This window comes from Rhodoferax sp. GW821-FHT07F03, from assembly GCF_059418745.1.
Window position 1 is genome coordinate 28,250 of record NZ_JBWKQM010000014.1, and the last position, 12,446, is coordinate 40,695.

At 61.1% G+C, this 12,446-nt stretch carries 3 protein-coding genes; all 3 read left to right on the forward strand.

The window, feature by feature from the left end; all coding sequences use genetic code 11:
- Positions 1 to 338: 338 nt before the first annotated feature.
- From AC07R0_RS20820 to AC07R0_RS20830, 3 genes are read left to right on the forward strand one after another with little or no spacing between them, the layout of a single operon-like run.
- Positions 339 to 7,994, forward strand: coding sequence for a DUF7933 domain-containing protein (locus tag AC07R0_RS20820; protein WP_495106271.1), 7,656 nt, complete (start codon positions 339 to 341; stop codon positions 7,992 to 7,994).
- The gene (locus tag AC07R0_RS20825; RefSeq protein WP_495106272.1) at positions 7,984 to 11,334 is read left to right on the forward strand and encodes a porin family protein; all 3,351 of its coding nucleotides are present in this window, start codon (positions 7,984 to 7,986) and stop codon (positions 11,332 to 11,334) included. The genes AC07R0_RS20820 and AC07R0_RS20825 overlap by 11 nt, the downstream gene beginning before the upstream one ends.
- A gap of 28 nt (positions 11,335 to 11,362) precedes the next feature.
- Entirely contained in the window at positions 11,363 to 12,430 is a 1,068-nt protein-coding gene (locus AC07R0_RS20830; protein WP_495106273.1) for an OmpA family protein, read from the forward strand.
- Positions 12,431 to 12,446: the final 16 nt, after the last annotated feature.

Consider the following 12,446-nt stretch of genomic DNA (forward strand, 5'->3'; position numbering starts at 1 on the left):
TAAGATTTAAGCGGAACAACCCAGGTTGTGACGGGCAAGTCCCGGCTGGAACAATCGGAAGGTAAACCGAGGCTGACGCAAGAACTCCTGTTTTATGAAGATTTATTAATGCTTTGTTAATTGTGTTGTAGATGTAACCCTCCAAAAAATAGACTCCCCGGCAGTTCCAACTATTCAAGGATTGCGCCGTGGGGAGTACATACCGGGGGGCCTGGACCGAGGCGGTTTGCAGGGAAAAATGGGCGCAGCTAGAGCGCTTATCGACATATCTGGGGCGACGATCGGGAGATCGCACAGGGTTATTGGTTGCTGCGCTGCGCGGAGCGCGTGCGCTGTGTTTGGCCCTGCTGTCCTTGGCTTTTGTGAACACGGCTTTTGCTGCCCTGGGCGCCTCGGTGACCCTGGTGGCGGGTGATCCGACACAGATCTATCCCGGCCAGACGACGCGCCTGCAGATCACGCTGTCGAACAACAATATTTCGGCGTCCATCAGCAATGTTGGTTTCAGTAATCTGCTGCCGGGTACCTTACCCGATGGTCTGAGCGTCGCCGGGGTTGCAAGTTATACCTGCACGGACCCTTCGGGCCCGAGCACTTCCGCGGGATCCGGCGTGTTGACGGCCACGGGGCAGAGCATCAGCCTGAGCGGCGGTGTGATCCCGCCAAGATCCGGGTCGGTGGATGGCTTCTGCGCCATCGTGATTCCTGTTACGGCGGGAACTTCTACCGGCAACGCTGCAGCCTATTCCTATTCCATCTCGGATGGCGCGGTGACTGGCGATGATGGCACGCCGGTGCAAAACGTGGGTGCGGTTCAGCAAAGCGTGAACGTGATTGCGCTTGCGCAGCCAGGCCTGTCCAAAGCTTTCGGTACGGGCACGGTGGTGCTTGGTGGCGCGGCCACGTCGCTTAGCGTGACTTTAACCAACACCAACCCCGTGGCCATCACGAATTTTCACGTGACTGACCTTTTCCCCCAGCTTGGCGGATCGTCGGTGATCCAGGTGGCTTCGCCAACGGGTGTAACCGCCAGCTGCAACAACGCCGGCGCCGCGCCGGTGGTAAGTGCCAGCGCGGGTGACAACAATTTCTCCGCATCGGGAACCTTGCCTGCCAGCTCGGGCGGTGTCAGCGGCAGTTGTACGTTCACTGTGAATGTGCAGGCTGCGCAGACCAATGGCAACTACAGCACAACGCAGACCAACACCATCAACCGCAGCACGCAGTTCACGAATGATCTAGGAATACCGGCGGCGGCAAATGCGACGGCGAACATCACCGTCAGATCGCCCTTGCAAGTGAGCAAGACGGTCGACGCCAGTTCCTTGGCGAGCGGCGGCACAGGGCGGTTCACCATCACCCTGGGTAATAGCAGCAGCAGCCCGTTAGCCATCAGCAGCTTTGTGGACGACCCGATTGACGGCACCACGGCAGGAAATCTGAATGTCTATGGTTTGAAAGTAACGGGACAGGCCACCACCTGCGGCGGTACGTTGGCAGCCACAACCAATAGTACCGGCGTTTCCTTGACGGGTGGCTCTATTCCCGCTGGGAGCAGTTGCGCGATCACGGTGGACTTCACCGGAACTGTACAAACGGCCAATACCCCCAGGGCCTACACCAACTCCCTCGTGGCAGGAGCCGTGGACGTGGGCAATTCCGCCATTGTGAGCCAGCCCGCATCCTCAACGGTGACAGTTTTCCAAAACCTGAACGTCAACAAAACGGTTGCGCCGAACAATCCGGAGCCAGGTAATCCGGTGCGGTACCAGGTCACGGTTCAGAACTGGTCCGCCTCGGCGATTACTGATTTGGGGTTTCCCGATACTTTGCAGCAGGGCCAGACCTTTCTGACGGGCAACATCGGCGGCTTCGACTACACCCCCAGCGGTTGCGGAGTCAGCGTGACCAATGGCGCCTCGGTGGGCGCCAGCGCGATCACCTTCGGCACGATCACAGTTCCGGCGCGCGCCAGTGTTAGCAGCCCTGGTACCTGCACCATCACCTTCTGGGCCATGGCGTCAAGTAGCGCGTCGGCAAACGCGAATTTTGACAATACCTTGAGCGCGGGCTCCGTCTGCTACGGCTCTGCGCCGCAGGTCTGTTATGGCAACGCAACCAGTGCCTCGGGCAACATCAATGCCGGCGCAGTGCTGTCGGCCAACAAGAGTTTCAGCCCCGCAGGCCCGCTATCGGAAGGTGCGGTATCACGGGTGACCATCCGTCTGGACAACTTGTCGGCAAACCCGCTGACCAATGTGACCCTGGGTGACAACCTGCCCTTGGCAGTGAGCGGCGGCGGGCAGATGCGCATTGCCAATCCGGCCAACGCAGCGACTACCTGCCTGGGCAACCCGGTGCTGACAGCTACGCCGAATGCTACATCCTTCTCGATAAATGGAGCGACGGTTCCGGCGCGCGCGTCCAACGGTATTGGCGCAGTGGGGTCGTGTGCGGTGCAATTCGATGTGGTCGGGCCGGCAGGTACCTTTAATAACATTGCCACGGTGACAGGCACGGAAACATATGGGAGCGGCCTGACGCACACGCTTACGCCGGTGAACTCGAACACGGCGACGCTGGTCTATACCTCGTCACTGGCGGCGAGTAAAAGTTTTTCTCCCACATCGGTATCTTCGGGCGGCAGCTCCCGGGTTACTCTGCGGCTGATCAACAACGGTGCTGTTGCACTCACGCAGGTGGCCGCTACCGATCCGCTGCCTGCGGGCATGCTGCTCGCGCCGGTACCCAATGCCTACACCACTTGCGCAGGCAGCACCGCTGTGAGCGCAACACCAGGCGCTTCCAGTATCAGCCTCACCGGGGCATCGATTGCCGGTGGCGGCAGCTGCGATTTGGTATTCGATGTAGTAGCAACCGGCAGCGCGAACTGGGTCAACAGCATTCCGGTGGGCAACATCAGTGCCGCGGGCGGCGTTTTCAACCAGACGGCGGTGAGTGCCACCCTGGCATTTAATGCGCCTTCGGGTCTGACGGTGGCCAAGGCAACCAATCCCAGCACACTGACGTTTCCAGGGCAGGTGAGCCAGTTGACGATCACCGTGAACAATGGGACGCAGAACGTCACTGGTCTGCATTTCACCGATTACTTCACCGCGAACGGCACGGCCGCTGCGGCCTCCAACGGCATGGTGATTGCGGCCAATCCGGCCAGTGTTACCACTTGCCCGTCGGGCGAGGTGACCGCAGTGGCGGGCGCGCAGTTCGTCTCGCTGTCCGGCGCAGCAATGGTCGCGAACACAGCCTGCACGGTGGTGGTCAACGTGACTTCGGTGGCTGTCGGTGGATTGACGAACTTCATCCCCGCGGCATCGATTGCAACCGACCAGGGCTTGAGCAACAGCGGCCAGGCCACCACCAGCCTGACGACGCAAAGCAATCTCGGCCTGACCAAGCAGTTCACCCCTAAGGTGGTTCAGCCCGGTAACCGGTCGCGCCTGCGCATCACGTTTTTCAACGCTACGGCACAGCCGGTATCGAATCTTTCTGTGGTCGATAACCTGCCGTCCGGGGTCACCGTGCCCAGCGGCTTCAATCCGGTCACGACTTGCACCGGAGCCACCGTCAGTGCCCCCACCATAGGGCAGGTCCAGGTGGCTGGTGGCAATCTGGGCGCCGCCAACGGGTCGGTATCCAGCAGCTGTTATGCCGAAGTGGATGTGCTCGTGTCAGCCCAGGGCGACTACACCAACACCATTCCCGCCGGTGCAATCTCCGCATCGTCCGGCGGGGTGGGGGTGAGTAACTCGCAGCCTGCCAGCGATGTGCTGCGTGCGAAGGCCCCGCTGGTCGTGCACAAGGCGATTGCCGGCCAGACCCTGGATGCGGGCAATCCAGTAGGCTTTACCACCGGCAGCGCCACCAGCGCGGCTGGCATCTCGTCTACGTTGATCATCCGCATTACCAATCCGAATGCGACGACGCTGACGGCAGCTTCATTCACCGACAGCCTGCCGTCCGGCCTGGTGGTGGCGACTACACCGAACACCTCAACTACCTGCAGCAACGGCGTGGTACAAGCCAGTGCATCCGGCACCTCGGTGCGCCTCACAGGTGCGACCTTGGCCGCGAATGCGTCCTGCAACGTTGTGGTGGACGTGCTCAGCAATATTGCGGGCACTTACACCAACACGATTGCGTCGGGTGCAATTACGACATTTGAAGGCGTCAGCAACGAAGAGCCGACCAGTGCCCGTTTGCAGGTCTCGACACCACCGGTGGTGTCCAAGCAGTTTGCGCCACCGGTCATTCCACCCAACGGCACGTCTACGCTGACGATCTTCCTGGGCAACGACAATCCGGGCGCGGTGACATTGAGTGCCGCGCTGGTGGATACCCTGCCTACCGCGCCAGGGCCGGTATTGGTTGCCGCGACACCCGGCATGCAGACGAGTTGCCCTGGCACGGTGACCGCTGTCGCAGCTTCGGCAACAGTTACCTACGCCAGCGGTGCCTCAATTCCCGCTGGCGGTTGCAGCATCAGCGTGCAGGTCACCGCAGCCACGGCGGGGACGCATGTCAACAGTATTGCGGCCGGTGCATTGCAGACCAACCTGGGCAACAACCAGCAGGCGGCGAACGCACCTCTTTCTGTCAGTACGCAGGGCTTTATCTCGGGCCGTGTGTTTCGGGACAACAACCTGGTGCCGAACGGTACGTTCGAAACTGCGGTTGATACACCGATCGCTGGAGTCAGCGTCGAGCTGCGTACCGGAAACTCCTGCGCTGGCGCATTGGTGACCCAGTCCGGATTGACGAATCCGGTGGCTACCGACGCACTGGGCAACTATGTGTTTGCCGGCCTTCCTGCGGCGACGTATTCGGTGTGCGAACTGGTGCAACCTAGTGCTACCGTCAACGGCATCACCACGGCGGGGTCTCTGGTGTCGACCAGCGGCAGCACCGGCGCGACAGGCACCGCCTCGAACTCGAGCGCCACTACCAGTCAGATCGTGGGCATCGTGCTCAATGGCGACGGTGCTGGCGGTCAAATCACGGGTTCTACGCAGAACAACTTTGCCGAGATCGTTCCGTCCGTTATCGCGGGTTCGGTATTCCTGGATATCAACAACAACGGTATCCGCAATGGTGCGGATGCACCGTTGAGCGGTGTGGTGATTGAGCTGCTCAACAGCTCGAATGCCGTGGTGGCCACGACCACGACTGCGGCAGATGGAGGCTACAGCTTCGGCAATCTGCTGCCCGGTACCTACAGCGTGCGCGAACCTGCACAACCTGCGGGCACTTCCAACGGCTTGACCTTGGCTGGCAGCGTATCTAACGGTGGCACGGCCGGAACGCCGTCTTCTGTGGCGGTGCTGCCCAGCGTGATCAGCAGCATCGTGTTGCCACCGAATACGCAGTCGGTCGTCAACAACTTCGCGGAGATTCCCAATGGCCGCAGCGTGTCGGGCCGGGTGTTCCTCGACTACAACAACAACGGCGTGTTAAACAGTCCACCTGACCATGGCATCAGCGGCCAGACGGTGGCATTGACGGGGACCGACATCAACGGCAACGCGGTCAACCTGACGACCACCACCGCGGCAGACGGCAGCTACAGCTTTTCCGCCGTGCCGGAAGGAGCCAACTACACGCTGACACAACCGGCACAGCCCGTCGGAACGAGCAATGGCATCGCGACGGCGGGCTCCACCGGCGGGGTTGCCAGCAATCCGACGACCGGCAGCAGTCGGATCACCGGCATTGTTTTGTCTGGCACGAACACGGTGTCCGCGGAGAACAATTTTGCGGAAATCCCGGGGGCGGCACCAGACCTCGCGCTGGCAAAGACGCATGCGCCATCGAACTTCGCCTCCGGCGGGAGTTCGGGCTATTTCACGCTCACGCCGCGCAATATCGGCACGGTGGCGACCAGTGGAACGGTGACGGTGGTGGACACCTTGCCCACAGGTATGACGGTGGCCGCTTTGGCCAGTGGCTCTGGCTGGACCTGTAGCGGCGGCGTTGGTGCGAGCGTGGTCACTTGCACCAGCACGTCTTCGATTGCAGCGGGCGCCAGTGGCAACCCCATCATCGTGCGCGTGGCAGTGGCCAACGGCCTGAACGGCCAGGTCCTGACCAATACCGCTCTGGTATCTGGCGGCGGTGAGCCGGCCGGCTTTGATGGCAATAACAGCGCCAGCGATTCAGTGGTGTTGGTCTCCGCAGCTAGCGTCAGCGGAAGTGTGTGGCGCGATGCCAACCACGACCGTGTCAAGGACGCGAGCGAGAAGACGGTCTCCGGCTGGACGGTGGAGTTGCTGAACAACGGCGTGCTGGTTGCTAGCACGCAGACCGACCTCAGTGGCGCCTACACCTTTACTTCGCTGGCACCTGGCGCGGGTTATGAAGTGCGCTTCCGGGAGCCCGGCACCGGCAGTTTCTACGGCAAGCCGGTACCCAACGAGAGTGGCCAGTCCTATACGGCAGGCGTGGTCGGCTCGGGCAATCCTGGCGGTGCAGACAACACCCAAGGGGTGCTGCAGAACATCAACCTTTCGCCGGGTGACAACATCCTGCAGCAAAGTCTGCCTCTCGACCCTGCAGGTGTGATTTATGACGCGGTGACGCGGCTGCCGGTGCAGGGTGCGGTGGTGACCTTGTCCGGCCCTGCAGGCTTCGATGCATCCCAGATCCTGGGTGGAGCACTTACGCAGACCACGGGCGCCGAAGGGGCCTACCAGTTCCTGCTGTTGTCCACCGCGCCAGCAGGGGTCTACACCTTGAGCGTGACTGCGCCTGCAGGTTATGCACCGGGAGCCTCCACATTGATTCCCGCGTGTACCGCCACCCTGGCCGTATCGGCCGGGCCACCCGATCCGGCTGTGGTGCAGAACAGCAATGCACCTCCCACGGCTGCGGCGGGGAATCCTCTGACGACGCCAGGTGCGTGCGCTTCAAGCTCAAGCGGGCTGTCGGCGGGTTCTGCTACGACGCAGTATTACTTCAGCTTCAACTTGAATCCAGCGTCGCCGGGCAGCTCCGCCAATGTGGTGAACAACCACATCCCGGTAGACCCGATGAATGCGGCCGGCTTCGTGTTGTCCAAGACCGGTAGCCGTCGTGTGGCGGAGGTGGGGGATACGGTGCTCTACACCATCATCGTGCGCCGCACGTCTGGTTCGTCATTGCCACAAGTCACGGTCCGCGATCGGCTGCCTTCGGGTTTCACCTACATCCGCGGAACGGCACGGGTGAACGGCTTGGCCGCTCCTGATCCTGCCGGTGGTTTGGGGCCGATCCTTGGCTTCACCGTTGGGGGTCTCACTCTGAACCAGAGCACGACGCTGACCTACCGGGTGCGCATCGGTGTAGGCAGCATGCAGGGCACAGGAATCAACTTTGCGCGGGCCTACGGCTGCGCAACGCCCGCGGGGTGCCTGACGGCGGCCCTGCAGCCGGTGACTGGCAGCATCGAGTCGAACGAGGGATCGCACCAAGTGCAGGTGACCGGTGGAGTGTTCACCGACGAAGCCTGTGTCCTGGGCAAGATTTTCGTGGATTGCAACGGAAACCATATTCAGGACCCGGAAGAGCTGGGGATTCCCGGTGTGCGCCTGTACTTCGAGTCGGGGCAGTACCTGGTCAGCGACAGCGAAGGCAAATACAGCCAATGCGGCATCACGCCCAACAGCCATGTGCTCAAGGTCGATCAACGCACCTTGCCCACCGGTTCGCGCCTGACGACTTCCAGCAACCGAAATCTGGGTGATGGCAACAGTCTCTTCATCGACCTGAAGAACGGAGAGCTGCATCGCGCCGACTTCATTGAGGGCAGTTGCGCCAACCCAGTATTGGAGCAAGTCAAGGCCCGACGAGCCCAGGGAGAAATCCGGTCGGTGGAAACCGAAAAACAGAAAGGACCCGCATTGCGATTCGAGAGCAAGCCCGTCCGTATGCCCAAACAGGCTACCGACAGCGCCAACCAACCCATCGTCCAACCGCGTGAAGGAGCCAGCGATGCACGTTAATCGCCTGCCCCAACGCAGTGCTGTGGCGCTGCTGATCGGTGCCATTCTGGCGCCAACTACCTGGGCACAGTCCGAGGATGTACGTTTCGCGCCTTTGACTGCTGTTGAACGCAGTTCGGTCACCGGTGTGGCTCAACCGCTGTATCCGTTATCGACCCCTGGGCAGCCTGTACCAGGGCAGACATCGACGGTTTTCCCAGGCACTGTGGGCGAAGTGGATTACAAGGTCAACCAGGCTGCGCAGCGCGTGGTCGTTGAGGTGGCACGCAATGCTGTGCCCGCCGACGGGCAGACGGCCGTACCGGTGACCATCCGCGTGCTGGGTGCCGACGGAAAGCCGCTGGCAACGCCGGTCTGGGCCACCATCGAGCACAGCGGTGGCCGTATTCTGCTGCCAGGTGCACGCACTGACGAGGCCGGCCCGCTGGCACGTGATGCCGACCGGGTGACACCAGGCGTTCAGGTCAGGGTCAGCGATGGCGTGGCTATGTTCTCGCTGCTGGCGCCGATGGCGCCCCAGGACGTGCAGTTGCGCATCACCGTGGGTGCACAGGAAGTTTCTGGCGTCGTCAGTTTCGTGCCGGAGATGCGCGAGATGGTTGCGGCAGGTTTGCTGGAGGGCATCATCAATTTCGGACGCAAGGAACACAGTTTGCTGGTGCGTCCCGAGCATGAGGATGCGTTCGACCGGGAAATTCGCGCCTGGGGTCGGGAATTCAATAACGGCAAAGCGAATCTGGAGGCGCGTAGCGCATTTTTTCTGCGCGGCACGATCCAGGGTAAATACCTTCTGACTGCGGCCTACGACTCGGACAAGGTCACGCGGGCGCGGCTGCTGCGTGACATCCAGACGGAAGAGTTCTATCCGGTGTATGGCGACTCCTCGCTACGGGGGACGGATGCATTGTCGGACAGCCGTCTTTACGTGCGGGTTGACAAGGACAAGAGCTATCTGCTGTGGGGTAATTTCGCCACAGGCGACGGCTTCAGCCAACGCAGCGGTGGCGGAAACGTGGCTACGCTGGCGCAGCGCAGCCTGGGCAACTACAACCGCAGCGCGACAGGCGTTCGATACCACCACGAGGATGGCGGTCTGGTCGGAAATGTGTTTGCCTTCCGCGACTCTCTGCGGCAGGTGGTTGAGGAGTTTTCCAGCCAGGGCAGTGGCCCTTACGGGCTGCGAAACAGTGCCGTGCTCGAAGGCAGCGAGAAGGTTGAAATCGTGGTGCGGGATCGCGAACAGCCCTCGCGCATTCTGAGCACTACGGCGTTGGCGCGGCTGGCCGACTACACATTTGAGCCCTTCAGCGGACGGATTCTGCTCAACACATTTTTGCCATCGGCGGATGCGAATCTGAACCCGGTTTCTCTGCGCGTAACCTACGAGGTGGACCAGGGCGGCGACACCTTCTGGGTGATGGGGGCCGACGGGCAAATGCATCTGACCGATTCGGTCGAGATCGGCGGCTCGGTCATGCGTGACAGCAATCCGTTGGCTTCTCAGGCCATGAGCAGCGCTAACCTGGGCTGGCGTATCGATGAGCATACGATGCTGGTGGCTGAAGTTGCGCGGACCACCACCGAGGTCAACACCAATGCCACCAACGTTTCCGTGCTGCCCGGCATGGCGGGCAAGACCGGCGATGTGTCAGGCAATGCCTGGCGGATTGAAATGGCCCATGAAGCGGAGCGCACGACGGCACGGGTGTTCGTCGGTCGCAGTGACACCACATTCAACAACCTGGCCGCACCGTTGACGGGAGGCCGTGGTGAGGCCAATGTGTATGGCGCCTACAAGCTGACGGACACCACCAAGCTTTATGTGCAGGGACAGCGCAGCGAGGACCTTAACCCGGGCGCGTCGGACAGCAGTTCGATCCAGGCCGGGGCCTCTTTCAAGCTCAGCGAACGGCTCACAGCCGACGTGGGCCTGCGTTCTATGCACCAGTCAGCAGGCAGTGTAACGGCTTTGTATTCGACGCCTTTCAGTTCCACAGCCGGCCTGACCAGCAGCATCGCCACGGGCTCGGGAGGCAGTGCCGTAGGTTTTGGCAACCAGGTCATTGACCCTGTCAGCGGCCTGGTGGTGATCAGTTCGGGCACCTCGCTGGCCGGCACGGCGGCCGACCAGACGACCGGGCTGAACAGCCAAACCGTGCGCGCCGGTCTGGGCTACCGGGCCAGCGACAAGTTCACGCTGGGCGGGGAGGTGGAGCATGACGTGAGCGGCGACGCGCGCAGGCGTTTTGCCTTGGGCGGCGACTACCAGATTGCTGAGCGTACCCGGCTCTACGGTCGCTATGAGCACCAGACCGGCTTGTCTGGCGTGGACAGTATTACTACCGAGGAGCGCAAGGCAAATGCCTTTGTCTTTGGGGTGAACTCCAGCTATATCCGCGACACACAGCTGTTCAGCGAATACCGACTGCGCGATGCCCTCAGTGGCCAGGATGTGCAAATGGCTTCCGGGGTGCGCAATGCCTGGGACTTTGCGCCAGGCATTCGTCTGAGCACGGCGTTCGAGCGTATCCAGGTGCTCTCCGGTGATGCGGCCGATGCTTATGCAGTGTCTGCGGGCGTGGACTACACCGCCAATCCTTTGTGGCGCGGATCTACCCGCATTGAATATCGCCATTCCGGTGACATTGAAAGCACGGCCAGTAACGAGGCATTCAATACGACGTTGTGGCAGGGTATGGCGGCGCGCAAGCTGGACCGTGACTGGACACTGCTGGCGCGTGACTACCTGCTTGCGACCCGTTACGACGCCCGTGGCAGCGTGCTGCAAAACCGGGCGCAGATCGGCGTAGCCTACCGCGAGACCGATACAAATAAGGTCAATGCACTGGCGAAGTACGAACTTAAAACCGAGCGGGACGCGAGTGATGCCACTGTTGGCCCCTTGGCGACCCGGGCCCATATCGTGTCGGCCCACGCGGACTACCATCCCAGCCGCCCTTGGTGGATGACCGGCCGTGTTGCTGCAAAGTGGCAGCATGACAACCTGGAAAACGGGGTGCAGGACTCTTTCCGTGCGCAGTTGCTTTCGGGTCGCCTTGTGTATGACGTGACGGAAAAATGGGACCTGGGCGTGATGAGTGCGGTGCAGTTCGGCCAAAACCAGGCCAAGCAATGGGCCTTTGGTGTGGAGGCGGGCTATCTGCTGAAGCAAAACCTGTGGCTTTCCGTGGGCTACAACAAGTCTGGTTTTTCTGCGGACCGCGATCTGGTTGGCTACGAATACACCCGCAGCGGCTTTTATATACGCCTGCGCTTCAAGTTCGATGAAGACCTGTTTGCTGGCGGCAATCGCAACGTCAATTCCACCCTGGACCGATAGGTATTCCATGATCAATCGAATGAACACCATGAACCATTCCTACTTTTCTCACCTGAGACTGCGTGCAGTGGCGAGCGCTCTGCTGGTATGCGTTGGCTCCCTGACCGGGTTGGATTCGAATGCGCAAACCGTCTTGACGCCAGCGAATGACCACATCACCGATGAAGCCCAACGTGCCGACCATGCGGTATATGCCCAAATGCAGGAACGTATCCATGCCATCAACGAAACGGGTGTGCCGGTGCGCAACTATTACTTGTCGAAGGCGCAATGCTGGCTGGATGTGTCCTTCCACGAATACACCCGTAACGACCGCAGTGCGTTTGTGCAGGAGTCATTGAACGAATCCGCCAAACTCATCGTTGCGCTGGAAGGCAAGCAGAACCCGATCTCGAACGACACACCGTTGGTCAACGGTGCTGCGCGTATCCGTCCCGACCTGTGGGAGCGGGCCGGCGCATTGCACGGGCATGCCGGGTTTGCCTGTGCGCAGCAAAGGGTGGCCTGTTCGGAAGTGGAGTTGGTGCATGCCGGCAATGAACTGAACCAGCAGCAATGGCGGCATGCAAAGCCCTATGTGCAGATAGCCGAAGACGATTTGGCGGATGCCGATGCGTTGGCTGCGTCCTGCCCCACGCCTGCGCCGCAGCTGGTGTCGGCTCCTGTGCCGCCGGCACCGGTGGTCGCACCCGAAATGGTCAGGCTGTCGGCCCAGGTTGTGTTCGAGTTTGACCGGTTTGGCCGTACCGATATCCGTGCCGCCAGCCTGGCATCGCTTGAGCAATTGCTGGCGCGTTTGAATACAGATGCGCTGGAAGTACAAAACCTGGTGTTGGTGGGCCATGCCGACCGGTTGAACTCCACCGGCAACCATGACTACAACCAGACGCTATCGCAAAAGCGCGTCATGACGGTGCGCGATCTGCTTTTGTCGCGCGGTGTGGTGGCAGCGCGGGTGCAGACGGATTTCAAGGGAGATACCCAGCCGGTGGACGATTGCACCGAACGGTTTGCGCACGAGGATGAGCTGAAGGAGTGCTTGCTGAGCAATCGTCGGGTAGACATCCGCATCGAAGGCCTGAGCCGTAAAAAGTAGCAGTGTGCTAGGTGAG